Here is a 15,914-nt window from a genome sequence, read left to right on the forward strand (position 1 = left end):
ATGGTAAAGATTCGAGAGAAGCAAACCGAGCAGCTCGAGAAGGCTGCCTCCAAGGGGCTCAAGCTCGGTGGCTGGAAGAAGATGACGCTGTCTTCTAAGATTGCAGCCGTCGTGCTGGTGCTGGTCGCCCTGACTGCGATTCTGGCGCCCCTTCTTGCCCCCTATAGCCCGGTCGAGATCTTTACGGCTCGCCAGGCTCCCGGCAACGGATTTATCTTCGGTACCGACGATAAGGGTCGCGACATTCTGTCGCGTATGCTCTACGGTGGTCGTTACTCGCTGATTATCGGCTTTGGCGCCACTGCCATGGCTCTGGTCTGCGGCTCGGTCGTGGGCGCCCTTGCAGCGGTTTCGCGCAAGGCCGTCTCCGAGACGATCATGCGTATCTTGGACATCATCATGTCCATCCCGGGCATCGCCCTCGCGGCCGTCTTCGTCTCCATCCTGGGCAACTCCGTGCCGTCGATCATCTTCGCCATCGGCTTTATGTACACTCCGCAGATTGCCCGTATCGTGCGCGCCAATATCGTGTCCGAGTACGGCGAGGACTATGTCCGCGCGGTCATCGTTTCCGGCGCCAAGGCTCCGTGGATTTTGATCAAGCATGTTCTGCGTAACTGCATCGCCCCGATCATGGTCTTCACCGTTACCCTGGTCGCCGACGCCATCATCTTCGAGGCCTCGCTGACCTTCATCGGCGCTGGTATCCAGGAGCCCACCGCTACCTGGGGTAACATCCTCGCCGACGCCCGCGGCGGCGTGCTCGCCGGCCGTTGGTGGCAGGCGCTGTTCCCGGGCCTGGCCATCATGATCACCTGCCTGGCGCTCAACATCCTCTCCGAGGGCATTACCGACGCCATGGCCGCTGCTCCCTCCGCTGCCCTGGATCCTACCGATTCCTCCAAGCGTCGCGAGGCCGACCTGCTGGTCTCCGACCCCGTTCGCGCCTACAAGGAGCAGGCCCAGTCCCTCTCCGCTCGCCTTGGCGCCCTGCGCGATGTCGAGCTCAAGCGTGACGATCGCCACGTGCCCGACGAGTCCGTTGAGCCGATTCTCTCGGTCCGTGACTTCTGCATCCAGTTTGAGCATCACGGTGATATCAACGTCGTCGACCATGTCAACTTTGACGTTCGTCCTGGTCAGACCATGGGCCTGGTGGGCGAGTCCGGTTGCGGTAAGTCCATCACCACGCTGGCCATCATGGGCCTGACCGACGATGACGAGCATCTTTCCGGCGAGGTTCTCTGGGAGGGCCGTGACCTGCTCAAGATGAGCAAGAAGGAGTGGTTCGGCCTGCGCGGTACCGATATCGCCATGGTCTATCAGGACGCCCTGTCCTCGCTTAATCCCTCCATGCTCATCTCTGCCCAGATGAAGCAGCTCACCAAGCGCGGCGGAACCCGCAGCGCCGAGGAGCTCCTGGAGCTCGTCGGCCTCGATCCCAAGCGCACGCTCGAGAGCTATCCGCACGAGCTTTCCGGCGGCCAGCGTCAGCGCGTCCTGATCGCTATGGCCCTTACCCGCGACCCCAAGCTGGTCATCTGCGACGAGCCCACGACCGCTCTGGACGTTACCGTCCAGAAGCAGGTCATCAAGCTGCTCAACGATCTTCAGGCCAAGCTCGGCTTTGCCATGATCTTCGTTTCGCATGACCTGGCTCTGGTCGCCGAGGTTGCCCATAACATCACGGTTATGTACGCTGGCCAGGTTATCGAGCAGGCACCCACCAAGGAGCTGCTCACCAACCCGATCCACGAGTACACCCGCGGTCTTCTGGGTTCCGTTCTGTCCATCGAGAGTGGTTCGGGTCGCCTGCACCAGGTGCCCGGCGCCGTTCCGAGCCCGCGCGATTTCCCCAAGGGCGATCGCTTCGCGCCCCGCTCGAGCCATCCGCGTATTGGCCTGGACACCCGTCCGGTCTTCAAGCGCGTGCCCGGCACCGAGCACTTCTATTCCGAGCTCCCCGACGAGGTGCTCAAGGCAAATGGTTTGACCCCTCACGCGGAGGTGATGTAGATGAGCGAGACCGCAGTCAACGGCGTCGAGCCGATCATCTTCCTTGATGACGTCCACGTCACCTTTAGGACCCGTACCGGCTCGATTCTGCACCCCAACCTGGTTCACGCCGTCCAGGGTGTAACGATTAAGCTCATGCCCGGTCAGACGATCGGCATCGTCGGCGAGTCCGGTTGCGGTAAGTCCACCACCGCCAACGTCATGTGCGGCCTGCAGGCCCCTACGAGCGGCAAAGTCTACTTTAAGGGCAAGGACGTTACCAAACGTACCGCCGAGGACCGTCGCCACATGGGTCGCGTCATCTCGGTCGTGTTCCAGAACCCGGCCACGGCGCTCAACCCCCGCATGGTCGTTCGCGAGCAGCTGCTCGACCCCATGCGCGTCCACAACCTGGGTACCGAGGCCGAGCAGGAGAAGCGCGTCAAGGAGCTCCTGGAGCTCACCGGTCTGCCCAGCTCCGCCGCCGAGGTTCTTCCCGGTCAGCTTTCGGGCGGCCAGCGTCAGCGCGTCGCAATTGCCCGTGCCCTGTCGCTGAACCCCGATGCCATCATCGCCGACGAGCCCACCTCGGCTCTGGACGTTTCGGTCCGCGCGCAGATTCTGAACCTGTTGACCGACCTTAAGAAGGAGCTCGGCCTGGCCATGGTGTTCATCAGCCATGACATCCAGACGGTCCGCTATATCTCTGACGACATCATCGTTATGAATGGCGGCAAGATCGTCGAGCAGGGCGAGGCCAAGCAGGTCTTCCAGCATCCCCAGGACCCCTACACCAAGATGCTGCTCGGCGCTGCGCCGTCGCTGCTGCATCCCAAGCTCGGCGAGTAGCCTCGCTTTCCCTCCCGTGCGCCCGGTTCCCTTGCCGGGCGCACCTCCGTTGCGATTTCGAAAGGTTGGGTTCACGAGCCATGCCAAGTGCTCAGGAGCTACAACATCAATTTGATGAATATCGAGGCGCCATGCCCCGTCCATCAGATTTCGATCTCTTTTGGAAGGATCGCATGGCCGAGGCCGACGCCGTCGGGCTTGACTATGCGATCGAGACGGCATCGGTCGCCGATGCCGCGACCTGCCAGCTTTTCGACCTCTGGTATACCGGCATGTGTGGCGCTCGCCTGCATGCCAAGTACCTTAAACCCGTCTCGGACGAGCCCGTGCCATTGGTACTTCAGTTCCATGGGTATCCGGGTGCAAGCCGCAGCTGGTTTGAGCAGGCGTCGTTTGCGGGCATGGGCATGGCACTCATCGCCCTCGACTGCCCCGGCCAAGGAGGTCCCTCCGAGGACATTGGTGGATTTGAGGGCACAACGGTTGCCGGTCATATCGTCGCCGGTATCGACGGCGACCCGGCCAACCTCTACTATGTCCGCTTGCACCAAGATATTCGCATCCTGTGCCGCATCGTTCGCGAGCTCGAGGGCATCGATCTTGCGCGTGTGTTTGTGAACGGCGCGTCGCAGGGCGGCGGTTTGGGCATTGCGACCTGTGCACTTAACAGCGAGCTTATCAATCGTGCCGCCATCCTCTATCCCTTCCTGTCAGATTTCCGCCTGGTCTGGGATTTGGATGCCGACGACATTGCCTACGAGGGCCTGCGCTATTGGTCTCGCTGGTTTGACGAGGACTCGACTCGTATTGACGAAGCCTATGCCAAGCTGGCGTACTTCGATTCCAAGAACTTTGCCCCTATGGTCAAATGCCCCGTGCTGTTTGGCACTGGCACAGCCGATATCGTCTGTCCGCCAGCGACGCAGTTTGCAGTCTATAACAGCCTGACCTGCGAAAAGCGTCATGAGTTCTTTGAAGGCTTTGGCCACGAGGAGATTCAGGATTTTGACGATTTGATCATTCCGTTTTTCTGCAAGGGAGGGGAGGCTCATGTCTAAGTGCGAGAGCAATGTTGACGAGCTGATTGTCCCCGGGCTCGTGGGAATTCCTGGAACGGTTTCGTCAAAGCTCGTAGAATATCGGGACTGGCGCGGTGATGTCCAAGCAGATGTTTCTGATTTAGAGACATGCGCTTCGAATCTTGAGATTCAAGGCCTGGCCATTACGGCGATTGACTTTGTTAACCCCTGCGCCCGTTATTCGGAGGTCTCCTTTGAGCTCGGTGACGATGCGATTCACGCTCGTTTGATCGAGCCTGTCGGTCGTGCCCGAGTATCTGAGCGCGTGCCGCTTTGCCTGATGTTCCACGACATCGATCGGCCTGTGCGCGGCTGGCATCACATGACGAGATTTTCCGCCATGGGGTATGCCGTCCTCGCGCTGGATGACGATGTTGCTGGTGCGGACGACCTGCAGCGGGGGATTTCTTCGCCCGCTTTTGTCGAGCGCGTCCGTTGGGGTTGCGCGCTGGCGAAGGTGGCGCGCAATCTTGATGGCATGGACCCTGACCGCATCTTTGCATGGGGCGAGGGCCTTGGCGGCGGTGTCGCGCTGGCGGTTTCTGCTCTGGACGAGCGGGGCCTCGCCTGCACGGCGGTTGCCAATCCGCTTCCTGGCGGCCTCGAGGCGTTGTCGTCTCAGGTGCGCGGATCGGTGCTCATGGGCACATCGCTTATGGATACCGTGAGCGACCCCAAGGGTCAGTTTGCCGTATTCAACGGTCTTGAGTGTGACCGGAGGCATATCATCTATGCCAAATACGCTCACGAGCGCATCAATGCGTTCGAAAACGAAGTCGTCGACTTCTTTAACCAAACGTTCTACTCGTGTTCTTTGGCCTAGACGGCCTGAACACTGCCAACAAGAGTGGGTGGCACAGGGTCGCCCGCCAGACAACTAAGGAGATTCTTGTGGCAACTCAGAAATTCACCGGCGTTATCCCTCCCGTCGTTGTTCCCGATACCGAAGATCACCAGCTCGACGTTGCCTCCTTTGAGCGCAGCATTAACCGCATGATCGATGCCGGCGTCGATGGCCTGTTCTTCCTGGGCTCCTCGGGCGAGGTCGTCTTCTCCACCGACGAGCGTCGTCGCCAGATTATCGCCGAGGCCGTTCGTATCGTCGACCACCGTGTGCCCGTTCTGGTCGGCATCATCGATACCGAGACCGAGCGCATGATCGAGCACGGCAAGGTCGCTCAGGAGCTGGGCGCCGATGCCCTCGTCGCCACCTGCCCGTTCTATGCCCTGCAGGGCATGACCGAGGTTGAGGAGCACTTCCGCATCCTGCATGAGGAGCTCGACCTGCCCATCTTTGCCTATGACATTCCCGTCTGCGTTCACACCAAGCTCCCCTGGAAGCTCCTTGCCAAGCTCGGCGCCGAGGGCGTTCTGGCCGGCGTCAAGGATTCCTCGGGTGATGACATCTCGTTCCGCTACCTCGTTCAGGAGAACGAGAAGAACGGCCATCCGATGAGCATTCTCACCGGTCACGAGGTTGTTGTCGACGGCGCCTACCTCGGTGGCGCCGACGGTTCCGTCCCGGGTCTCGCCAACGTTGAGCCCGAGGGTTACGTGCGTCAGTGGAAGGCCGCTCAGGCTGGTGACTGGGCTACCGTCAAGGCCGAGCAGGATCGCCTCAATGAGATTTCGCACATTTGGGATGTCACCTCGGGCGTCCAGGGCTATGCCGGTGGCGTCGGCGCCTTCAAGACCGCTATGAACCTCATGGGCATCTTCGACAGCCCGACCATGCCGCGCCCGGTGAAGGCCATGACCGGCGAGAACGTCGAGGCGATTAAGAAGGTCCTTCAGGACAACGGTCTCCTGTAAAGCTTCCCCAGGCACCCGATCTTGGGGCTCAAGTGGTCGGGCGTGACCCATTAGGTCAACGCCCGACCACTTTCACCCCAACCTCGGGCACCTGGGAAACCTTTACTAAGTTGCGGCGATAACACCGCCTTCATTTCCTGTAGTTGTTTTTTATCTCCTAAGGAGAGCGACATGGAGAACAAGTACGTCTGCTCTGTCGATATCGGCGGAACTAAGATCGCGACTGCCATCATGGAGTACCCGGCTGACGGCAGCGTGCCCCATCCCGTATTTGAGGCCGAGGTTCCCACCGAGGCCCAGGAGGGCGGCGAGGCCGTCTTCCAGCGTATCGAGGCGTCCATCAAGGCTGCTCTCGAGGCGAATCCCGATGTCGAGGTCCTTGGCGTCGGTATCGGTGCTGCCGGCGTCGTCGATCCCAAGACGGGCGCCATCGCGTATGCCAACGAGATCATGCCCGGCTGGTCCGGCGTCCAGTTGGGGCCGCGTCTGCGCGAGGACCTCGGTCTTCCCGTTGCCGTTGTAGGCGACGTGCAGGCTCATGCTCTGGGCGAGGCCCACTGGGGCGTCGGCAAGGGCAAGTTCTCCGTCTTGTGTCTTGGCATCGGTACGGGCATCGGCGGCGCATATGTCGAGAACGGCCGCGTGATGCAGGGCTTCCATGGTGCTGCCGGTCATATGGGCCACATCGAGTGCTCGGCTGCCGCCGGCATTCCCTGCGCCTGCGGGCGTTCCGGCCATCTGGAGTCGGTTGCTTCGGGCACTTCCATTGGTCGTATGTACGATGAGCGCTTTGGTCGCGTCGACCCCAGCCGTCCTTCGGTCGGTCGCGATGTGAACGACCTGTGCCGTGCGGGCGACGCAAAGGCGACCGAGGTCATCCATGACGCCGGCTTTGCGCTGGGTGCCAGCTTGGGCTCGCTCGCTAACATCCTGGACCCTGAGGTCATCGTGCTTTCGGGTGGCGTGATTCACCAAGGTCCCGATTGGCGTTCGCAGACGTGGAAGGATTCGGTGCACGAGGGCTATGCCAGCCAAGCGCTCGATCCGCTTCAGGACACGCCGATCCTCATCGGTTCTCTGGAGGGCGATGCTCCGCTCATCGGTGCCGCCGAACACCTTCTTGCTTCGTTGAAGTAAACATAACTACCAAGTGTGCCTTCTGAGGTGCCGCAGATTGACGTGAAAGAGGAGCGAAGCGTACTTCGGTACGCGAGCGACGGTTTGAACGTCAAGGTGCGGCGTCTCAGAAGGCTGTTTTGAGAAAGGTTGAGTCGAACATGACCGTTGATCCTTTGATCCAGTCCCTGAAGGGCAAGCTCGTCGTGAGCGTTCAGGCGTATATGGGCGAGCCGCTTCGTACGCCCGAGACCATGGCTCAAATGTCTCGCGCTTGCGAGCTTGGCGGCGCCGCCGCCATTCGCTGCCAGGGCCTTGCCGACATTGCCGCCATTAAGGGTCGCTGTGAGGTTCCCGTCATCGGCCTGTGGAAGGATGGGCACGAGGGCGTTTACATCACGCCGACGCTGCGCCACGCTCGCGCCTGCGTTGCTGCGGGTGCCGATATCGTGGCGATCGACGCCACCGATCGTCCGCGTCCCGATGGCAAGACCGTCGAAGATACTTTCCGTCCGCTGCACGAGGAGGGCGTGCTCCTGATGGCCGACTGTGCCACCATCGAGGATATTCGTCGTGCTGTCGACATGGGCTTCGACCTGGTGTCCACCACGCTGTCTCATGGTGTTGCCGCCATCGACTGCACCATGGCCGATGGCCCCGATCTGCCGCTCCTGCGTCAGGCGACCGAGGAATTCCCCGGCCTTCCCATCATTTGCGAGGGTCGCGTGCATACGCCCGAGGAGGCTCGCGCCGCGATCGATGCTGGCGCCTGGGCTGTTGTCGTCGGCACCGCCATCACGCACCCCACGAGTATTACGAGTTGGTTCAAGGCTGCGCTTGAGGCGTAAGACAGGCCTCGTATCCGCTCGGGGCGGTATACTCAATATAGGCAATTGACCGCGCGGGATCCGGGTGCTGGGTCCCGCGCTTGTTTTCGGGAGGCAACACATGCAAAAGGGAGATGCCATGGATGCGGCGGAGCGCTCGGAGCGCATCCCCGATATCGTCATCATCACCGGAATGTCCGGATCAGGCCGCACACAGGCCATGCACGTGTTCGAGGACATGGGCTATTTTTGCATCGATAACCTGCCTCCGCGTCTCATCGCCCAGCTTGCCGAGCTCGTCGGCATCAATACGGGCGTGGGCAGGCATCTCGCCGTCACCTGCGATTTGCGTAGCCAGGGACTGTTTGACGAGTTGCTCGATGCGGTCGCCGCTCTCGAAGAGCGCGAGATGAGCTGCGACATCGTGTTCCTGGAGGCTTCTGACGAGGTGCTGATTCGTCGCTACAGCGAAAATCGCCGCCGTCATCCCATTGCCAAGCCGGGGGAGACTACGGCCGATGCCATTCAGCGCGAGCGCCTTCAGCTGCAGGGCGTGCGCGACCGAGCCGATATGATTATCGACACGAGCCGTCTGCGCACCTCTGCGCTGCGCAACAAGCTGCGTATGGCATTTTCCGAGCTGTCCGACCAGCAGCTTATGGATGTCCACGTGTTCTCGTTTGGCTTTAAGCACGGCATGCCCGTCGAAGCGGATATTATGATCGACGTCCGCTTCCTGCCCAATCCGTTCTACGATCCCGAGATGCGCACGATGACCGGTCTCGATAAAAAGGTCTCCGATTTTGTTCTGGACCATCCCAAGACGCAGGAGTTTTGGAAGGCTTGGACACAGCTGCTCGATACGGTCATGCCCGGTTATATCGCGGAGGGTAAGCCGCAGCTTTCTATCGCCATCGGCTGCACGGGCGGCCAGCACCGCAGCGTTGCCATTGCCGAGGCCACGGCCCGTTACCTGGAAGGCGCTCAGTATCATGTGAGCATCTCCCACCGCGACCTGTCGCGCGCCAACACGAAGGCATAGGCCTGCATGTCGTTTACCGCTGAGGTGCGCGACGAGCTTGCGCGCTGCGAACCCGAATGTGAATACTGCGACTTGTCGACGCTTGCCGCCCTCACGCGCGTGAGCGGTACGCTCTCGCTTACCGGCTCTGGGCGGTATCGTTTGACGGTTGCGACTGAGACGGGAGCCGTCGCGCGCACGATGATCACGCTGACGCATCGTATCCTTAAGCTCAAAACGGAGTTCACCGTCCGTAAATCTGTATTGCATAAGGTTCGAAACTACCTCATCACCTTGCCTGATCAGCCAGACCTGGATAAGGCCTTGGTTCTGCTGGGTATCCTCGAACGTAGGGGAGGACTTGTCGCCGGCGTACCCCGACATATCGTTGCCCGTCCTTGCTGTAGACTTGCCTATATCCGCGGCGCGCTCATCGCGGGCGGCTTCGTGGCCGATCCACGCGGCGATTTTCATTTGGAGATTGCTGTGCAGGGCGAGCAATATGCCAAGGGGCTTTGCGATCTGTTGGAGCAGATTGGGGTCCATGCTCGTGTTAATGCACGGCGGGGGTCATATGCCGTGTACATTAAGAGCGCCGAGGAAATCGAGCATCTATTAAAGCTGATTGGTGCCAAGCGCAGCGTTGCCGAGATTGAGGAGGCGCGCGCGGTCAAGTTGGTTAAGAACGATGTGAACCGTCGCGTGAATGCCGAGCTCGCCAACCAAACCAGAAGCGCCGGTGCTGCCCAACATCAGCTTGCGCTTATCGACGAGCTCGAGCAGCGTGGCCTTCGCGATGCGCTTCCGGATGCCTTGGCGGTCTTTTGCGACCTGCGCGAGCGCTATCCTGATCTGTCGCTGCGTGATTTGGGGGAGATGGCTGACCCTCCCTTGTCGAAGTCAGCCCTCTACCATCGTGTTTTACGGCTTGAAAAGCTCATTGAAGCAAACAGGTAGTTTGAAGTAACGACTTATATACGGATTTAGCTGCTATTTTAGTCTTTAAAACGTTTTAACGTAAATTTGCTTTTCAATTTCGAGCATTCTCGTGAAATTCAAGTCAAAAAAAAGGTATATTAGGCGAGTGGTTAGTTTGTGGGCCTCAACGGCGGGCGCTGTAGCTCGCGGGGGCCTTACGAAAGGAGACACAATGGCAGTAAAGGTTGCTATTAACGGCTTCGGTCGCATCGGTCGTCTGGCTTTCCGTCAGATGTTCGGTCATGAGGGCTCCGAGATCGTCGCTATCAACGACCTCACCTCTCCCGATATGCTCGCTTACCTGCTGAAGTACGACTCCACGCAGGGCAACTACGCTCGCGATCACGAGGTCGTTGCTGGCGAGGATTCCATCACCGTTGACGGCAAGGAGATCAAGATCTACAAGGAGGCCGACGCCAACAACCTGCCTTGGGGCGACCTCGACGTCGACGTCGTTCTCGAGTGCACCGGCTTCTACACCAGCAAGGCTAAGGCTCAGGCCCACATCAACGCTGGCGCCAAGAAGGTCGTCATCTCCGCTCCGGCCGGCAGCGATCTGCCCACCATCGTGTACAACGTCAACCATGAGACGCTGACCGCTGAGGACAACATCATCTCCGCTGCTTCCTGCACCACCAACTGCCTCGCCCCGATGGCCAAGGGTCTGAACGACTTCGCTCCCATCGTGTCCGGCATCATGACCACCATCCATGCCTTCACCGGCGACCAGATGCCGCTCGACGGCCCGCAGCGCAAGGGCAACTTCCGTCGCTCCCGCGCCTGCTCCGAGAACATCGTCCCGAACACCACGGGCGCTGCCAAGGCCATCGGCCTGGTTCTCCCCGAGCTCAACGGCAAGCTCATCGGTGCCGCCCAGCGCGTCCCGACGCCGACCGGCTCGCTGACCAACCTCTACGCCGTCGTTGACAAGAAGGTCACCGTCGACGAGGTCAACGCTGCCATGAAGGCCTACGCCGAGACCATCCCCGAGACCTTCGCCTACAACGAGGACCAGATCGTCTCCCGCGACATCGTCGGCGAGACCCACGGCTCCATCTTCGACGCCACTCAGACCATGTGCTCTGACCTCGGCAACGGCCAGACCCTCGTTCAGGTCACCTCTTGGTACGACAACGAGAACTCCTACACCTCTCAGATGGTCCGCACCATCAAGTACTTCGAGAAGTTCGTTGCTTAATTTAGCTTTTAGCGAATAGCTCGTTGAGCGTCTAAAGAAGGGCGCGGCCTTATAGGGCTTACACCCTAGGGTCGCGCCCTTTTTATAAGAAATCGTCTGCCGTAATGGGAGGCAGACACGTACGAAAGGTAGAAGCAAACATGGCCTTTACCAAGAAGACCGTCCGCGACATCGATGTCGACGGCAAGCGCGTTCTCGTCCGCGTTGACTTTAACGTGCCTATCAAGGATGGCGTCGTTGGCGACACCACCCGCATCAAGGCTGCCCTGCCCACCATCAACTATCTCGTTGAGCACAACGCTCGCGTCATCCTCATGAGCCACCTCGGCCGTCCCGAGGGCACCGGCTTCCAGCCCGAGTTGTCCCTCGAGCCCGTCGCCAAGAAACTCGCTGAGCTCTCTGGTCTCGACGTTGCCTTTGTCGCCGACACCTACGGCGAGAAGGCTGCTGAGGCTGTCGCCGCCGTCGAGCCGGGCAAGGTCCTCGTTCTCGAGAACGTCCGTTTTGACAAGCGTGAGAAGAAGAACGATCCCGAGATCGCCAAGAAGCTCGCTTCCTATGGCGACGTCTTCGTTCTCGATGCCTTCGGCACCGCTCACCGCGCCCAGGGTTCCGTCGTGGGCCCCGCCGCTTACCTGCCTGCCGTCGCTGGCTTCCTGCTCGAGAAGGAGGTCGACACGCTGACCGGCATCTTCGCCGAGCCCGAGCGTCCCTTCGTCGCCATCGTCGGCGGTTCCAAGGTTTCCTCCAAGATCGGTGTTCTCGATCACCTCATCGACTCCGCTGACACCCTGATTATCGGTGGCGGCATGGCCTACACCTTCTTCCTGGCTCAGGGCCTGACCGTTGGTCAGTCCCTCAAGGAAGAGGACTGGGTCGAGCGCGCCGGCGAGATGCTCAAGAAGGCCGAGGAGAAGGGTGTCAAGATCCTACTCCCCATCGACAACCGTGTTGCCGATCACTTTGGCGAGGACGCTGTCCCCGAGGTTGTTGCTTCCGACGCTATCCCCGACGATCGTGAGGGTATGGACATCGGTCCCAAGACCGAGGAGCTCTATGCCGAGGCTGTCAAGGGCGCCAAGACCGTGTTCTGGAACGGCCCCATGGGCGTCTTCGAGTTTGACAACTTTGCTCACGGCACCCAGGCTATCGCCGAGGCTCTCGCCGAGGCTCTCGCCGAGGCTGACTGCACCTCGATCATCGGCGGTGGTGACTCTGTCGCAGCTGTCAACAAGTTCAACCTGGCCGACAAGATGAGCTGGATCTCCACCGGTGGTGGCGCTTCCATGGAGCTCGTCGAGGGTAAGGCCCTGCCCGGAGTGGAGGCGCTTCTCGATGCCTAATCGCACCCTTCTTATCGCTGGTAACTGGAAGATGAACAACGACGTCGCCGAGGCCGCCAAGCTCGCCGACGAGCTGGCTCAGGCTCTGCCCGAGGTTCCGGCTGGCGTCGAGGTGCTCGTCTGCCCTCCGACCATCGACATCACCACGGTTCATGACCGCATTCAGGCTGCCCCCATCGCCCTCGGTGCACAGAACGTGTACTGGGAGGCCAAGGGTGCCTTCACGGGTGAGTCCTCTTGCGACATGCTCAAGTCCGCTGGCTGCACCTACTGCATCATCGGTCACTCCGAGCGTCGCGACTACTTCCACGAGACCGACGAGGACCAGAACAAGAAGGCCAAGGCTCTCGTTGCCGCCGGCCTTGTTCCCGTCTTCTGCTGCGGCGAGTCCCTTGAGGTCCGCGAGGCCGGCACCTATGTCGAGCACGTCGTGAACCAGGTCAAGGCTGGCCTTGCTGGTCTTGAGATCACCTGCCCCAAGCAGGTCGTCGTCGCCTATGAGCCCATCTGGGCCATCGGCACCGGCAAGACCGCTACCGCCGAGGATGCTCAGGAGGTCTGCGGCGCTATCCGTGAGACCCTCAAGGAGATGTTCGGCGAGGAGCTCGCCAACGGCATCCGCGTTCTCTACGGTGGTTCCGCCAAGCCCGGTAACATCGCCGAGCTCGTCGCCAAGCCCGACGTTGACGGCGCCCTCGTGGGCGGCGCTTCGCTCAAGGCTGCCGACTTCGCCTCTATGGTCGTCAAGGCAGGCGAGTAGGACATATGGCACAACGTCATCTTCCTGCACTCCTGATTATCATGGACGGCTGCGGCCTGGCTCCGGCTGATGGCGAGAACGCCGTCGCCGCTGCCAAGACGCCCTTCCTTGATGGCCTGTACGAGAAGTATCCTCACACCACGCTCGGTGCTTCGGGCGAGGACGTGGGCCTTCCCGACGGCCAGATGGGCAACTCCGAGGTGGGTCACCTCAACATCGGTGCCGGTCGCATCGTGTTCCAGGAGCTTTCGCGCATCAACAATGCCATCAAGGACGGCTCCATCGCCAAGAACGAGGTTTTCGTCAAGGCCATGGACGATGTCAAGGCTGACGGCAAGACTCTCCACCTCATGGGCCTTATGAGCCCTGGCGGCGTTCACTCCCACATGAACCACGTCGAGGCTCTGGTCAAGATGGCTGCCGAGCACGGTGTCAAGACCGTTCGCGTCCACGCCTTCATGGATGGCCGCGACGTTGACCCGCAGTCCGGTGCCGGCTACATGAGTGAGTTCTGCGCCTTCCTGGCTAAGATCTCCGAGGAGACCGGTTGCGACGCTCGCGTTGCCACCGTCTCGGGCCGTTATTGGGCCATGGACCGCGATAATCGTTGGGAGCGCATCCAGCGCGCCTACGACGTCATGGTCAACGCGTCCGATGCTGATACCGACCCCGTTGCCGGTATCAAGGCCTACTACGAGAAGGACCCGCGCGGCGACGAGTTCGTCGAGCCCTTCGCTGCCCACAACGAGGGCATTCACGAGGGCGACGCGGCTATCTTCTTCAACTTCCGTCCCGACCGCGCTCGTCAGATGACCCGCGTGTTCACGGACAAGGAGTTCGACGGCTTTGAGCGCGAGCAGATCAAGCTTTCGCACTTTGTGACGATGACCGAGTATGATCCGACGTTTGACGTCGAGGTCGCCTTCCCCAAGACGTTCCCCGAGAACGTCCTGGCCGACGTTATCGCCGCCAATGGCCTGAAGCAGCTGCACACTGCCGAGACCGAGAAGTACGCCCACGTGACGTTCTTCCTCAACGGTGGCATCGAGGAGCCCAAGGAGGGCGAGGAGCGCGTGCTCGTCGCTTCCCCCAAGGTTGCTACCTACGATCTGCAGCCCGAGATGAGCGCTCCCGAGGTTACCGAGAAGCTCGTCGCCGCCATCAACGAGGATCGCGCTGATTTCTACATCGTGAACTTCGCGAACTGCGACATGGTTGGTCACACCGGTGTCTTCGACGCTGCCGTTAAGGCCGTTGAGGCTGTTGACGATGCCCTGTCCAAGGTTGTCCCGGCGATTCTCGCCAAGGGCGGCTTTGCACTGATTACCGCCGACCACGGCAACGCCGATCACATGTTTGACGTTGCTTCCGACGGTTCCAAGCATCCGTTTACGGCTCACACCACCAACCGCGTGCCGTTCATCATCGTTGATGAGAAGGCCAAGCTCACCGGTATCGAGGACGGCCGTCTTTCCGATATCGCTCCGACCATGCTCACCATGGCTGGTATTGAGCCTTCCGCCGAGATGACGGGCCGCGTGCTCGCCACCGAGGCCTAAGAGAAAACAAATAACGTTTTCTAGTAAGGGGGTTGTCCACAATCGGACAACCCCCTTTTTCTGCCATTTGGGGACGGGGTAGAAATGGTAGAAATATTTTTCCTCTAAAGCTTGACTTCCCGTTTGCCTGTGATGGTTTGCCGCTGACTAGTTTTCTTTCGTTGCCAACCTTGTATTAATGCCTATCTGGGTAGAGTTTGACGCAAACATGCATGCGGATTGTGAGGTCCAGCAATGACAAGGCAGGCCAGAGTAAAGTCCCCCTACGGCTATTACCATGTGATGATGAGAGGCTGTGGCAAGCAGTACCTATTCGAAGAGGATTATCAACGCAGGTTTTTCATGTCCGTAGCGGGTGAAGCATGCACGCAGTACAAGGCTTCGTTATGCGCCTGGTGCCTCATGGACAACCATGTGCATATGCTGCTTTCTGATCGCGAGGACCATATGTGGGAGGTCGTCCATTACATAGGAACCCTCTATGGTCAGTTTTTCAACAGGGTGACCGGACGCTGCGGCCCCGTATTTCAGGATCGCTATAAAAGTAAGCCTATTGAGTCTAATGACTATTTTATGCAGGCAATTCGCTACATTCACGATAATCCGATTGAGCTTGGTTGCCGCCCGGAGGCCTACCAATGGAGCAGCTATCAAGCCTACCTTGGTGAAGGCGGCCACCTGGATCGGAGCATCCTATTTAGTCTAATCGGCGGACGGGGAAATTTTGAATCCTTTAGCAAATCGGGCCGCAAGGATACCTATGTATTGAATTCTGGCCGTTCGATGACGGTATTTGAGCAGGAGCGCAAGGCTAGGGGAGTCCTAGACGGCATGGATCCCCATGATGTTATGGGGCTTCCCGGTCCATTTGAACGTGCCGAAGCTGTTCGCAGGCTGTATGAGGCTGGCTTTAGTGAACGACAGATTGGCCGTCTTACGGGGCTTGGACGCTATGTCGTTCGAAATGCCCTCAAATCACTTTAATAGATGAAAATCAAGAGCTATTTCTGCCATTTCTACCCCGTCCCCGAGTGGCGGGTAGGGGAGAGCGGGGGTTGTGGTACAGTACTGGAGTTTGAATTGTTCTATTAAGGAGCTTATCTATGGGTCCGTTCCAGATTCTTCTGTTTGTCGTTTGGGCTGTTTCTGCCGTGGCGCTGACGATTCTCGTCCTGATGCATTCCGGTAAGGGTACCGGCGTTTCGGATATGATCGCTAGCTCGCTGTATAACTCCAGCTCTGCCACAGGTGTTATGGAGCAGAACCTCGACCGCCTGACCGTCATCATGGCTGTCGTGTTTGCCGTGTGCGTCGTGCTGTGCATGTTCTTCTTCCCGCAGGGCATCGTGGGCTACTAATCACGAGCCGCATAAGTAC

At 59.7% G+C, this 15,914-nt stretch carries 15 protein-coding genes; all 15 read left to right on the forward strand.

Annotated elements, in window-relative coordinates:
- Window positions 1–2,016 (forward strand): dipeptide/oligopeptide/nickel ABC transporter permease/ATP-binding protein, encoded by a 2,016-nt coding sequence (locus ACKUTP_RS09055; RefSeq protein ID WP_035138893.1) that lies wholly within the window; start codon window positions 1–3, stop codon window positions 2,014–2,016.
- Window positions 2,017–2,844 carry an ABC transporter ATP-binding protein gene (locus tag ACKUTP_RS09060; protein WP_006236159.1) on the forward strand — a complete coding sequence of 276 codons (828 nt, stop codon included), beginning with the start codon at window positions 2,017–2,019 and terminating at the stop codon, window positions 2,842–2,844.
- Between the two features lie 80 nt (window positions 2,845–2,924).
- Complete coding sequence (locus tag ACKUTP_RS09065) at window positions 2,925–3,902, forward strand: acetylxylan esterase (protein ID WP_409064164.1); 978 nt, start codon at window positions 2,925–2,927, stop codon at window positions 3,900–3,902.
- Window positions 3,895–4,746 carry an acetylxylan esterase gene (locus ACKUTP_RS09070; RefSeq protein WP_409064165.1) on the forward strand — a complete coding sequence of 284 codons (852 nt, stop codon included), beginning with the start codon at window positions 3,895–3,897 and terminating at the stop codon, window positions 4,744–4,746. Before ACKUTP_RS09065 ends, ACKUTP_RS09070 begins: the two co-directional genes overlap by 8 nt.
- A gap of 68 nt (window positions 4,747–4,814) precedes the next feature.
- Complete coding sequence (locus ACKUTP_RS09075) at window positions 4,815–5,735, forward strand: dihydrodipicolinate synthase family protein (protein ID WP_035138887.1); 921 nt, start codon at window positions 4,815–4,817, stop codon at window positions 5,733–5,735.
- A 171-nt stretch (window positions 5,736–5,906) separates the two neighbouring features.
- Window positions 5,907–6,872 (forward strand): ROK family protein, encoded by a 966-nt coding sequence (locus ACKUTP_RS09080; protein WP_022094876.1) that lies wholly within the window; start codon window positions 5,907–5,909, stop codon window positions 6,870–6,872.
- Window positions 6,873–7,012: 140 nt separating this feature from the next.
- Window positions 7,013–7,699 carry an N-acetylmannosamine-6-phosphate 2-epimerase gene (locus ACKUTP_RS09085; RefSeq protein ID WP_022094877.1) on the forward strand — a complete coding sequence of 229 codons (687 nt, stop codon included), beginning with the start codon at window positions 7,013–7,015 and terminating at the stop codon, window positions 7,697–7,699.
- 100 nt (window positions 7,700–7,799) lie between these two features.
- The gene (gene rapZ / locus ACKUTP_RS09090) at window positions 7,800–8,720 is read left to right on the forward strand and encodes an RNase adapter RapZ (RefSeq protein WP_022094878.1); all 921 of its coding nucleotides are present in this window, start codon (window positions 7,800–7,802) and stop codon (window positions 8,718–8,720) included.
- A gap of 6 nt (window positions 8,721–8,726) precedes the next feature.
- The gene (gene whiA / locus ACKUTP_RS09095; RefSeq protein ID WP_195503714.1) at window positions 8,727–9,656 is read left to right on the forward strand and encodes a DNA-binding protein WhiA; all 930 of its coding nucleotides are present in this window, start codon (window positions 8,727–8,729) and stop codon (window positions 9,654–9,656) included.
- A 193-nt stretch (window positions 9,657–9,849) separates the two neighbouring features.
- Window positions 9,850–10,875, forward strand: a complete 1,026-nt coding sequence (gene gap, locus ACKUTP_RS09100; protein ID WP_055286941.1) for a type I glyceraldehyde-3-phosphate dehydrogenase — start codon at window positions 9,850–9,852, stop codon at window positions 10,873–10,875.
- A 140-nt stretch (window positions 10,876–11,015) separates the two neighbouring features.
- Window positions 11,016–12,218: a phosphoglycerate kinase gene (locus tag ACKUTP_RS09105; protein ID WP_409064166.1), complete on the forward strand. Its 1,203-nt coding sequence runs from the start codon at window positions 11,016–11,018 to the stop codon at window positions 12,216–12,218.
- Window positions 12,211–12,978 (forward strand): triose-phosphate isomerase, encoded by a 768-nt coding sequence (gene tpiA, locus ACKUTP_RS09110; RefSeq protein WP_022094882.1) that lies wholly within the window; start codon window positions 12,211–12,213, stop codon window positions 12,976–12,978. Before ACKUTP_RS09105 ends, tpiA begins: the two co-directional genes overlap by 8 nt.
- Before the next feature lie 5 nt (window positions 12,979–12,983).
- The gene (gpmI, locus tag ACKUTP_RS09115; protein WP_055310511.1) at window positions 12,984–14,537 is read left to right on the forward strand and encodes a 2,3-bisphosphoglycerate-independent phosphoglycerate mutase; all 1,554 of its coding nucleotides are present in this window, start codon (window positions 12,984–12,986) and stop codon (window positions 14,535–14,537) included.
- A gap of 282 nt (window positions 14,538–14,819) precedes the next feature.
- Window positions 14,820–15,521, forward strand: coding sequence for a transposase (locus ACKUTP_RS09120; RefSeq protein WP_368156877.1), 702 nt, complete (start codon window positions 14,820–14,822; stop codon window positions 15,519–15,521).
- 119 nt (window positions 15,522–15,640) lie between these two features.
- Window positions 15,641–15,895, forward strand: coding sequence for a preprotein translocase subunit SecG (gene secG, locus ACKUTP_RS09125; RefSeq protein ID WP_006236144.1), 255 nt, complete (start codon window positions 15,641–15,643; stop codon window positions 15,893–15,895).
- Window positions 15,896–15,914 lie beyond the last annotated feature (19 nt).

The sequence above is a fragment of the Collinsella sp. wc0529 genome, assembly GCF_046116875.1.
In the GTDB taxonomy this organism is placed as follows: Bacteria; Actinomycetota; Coriobacteriia; order Coriobacteriales; family Coriobacteriaceae; genus Collinsella.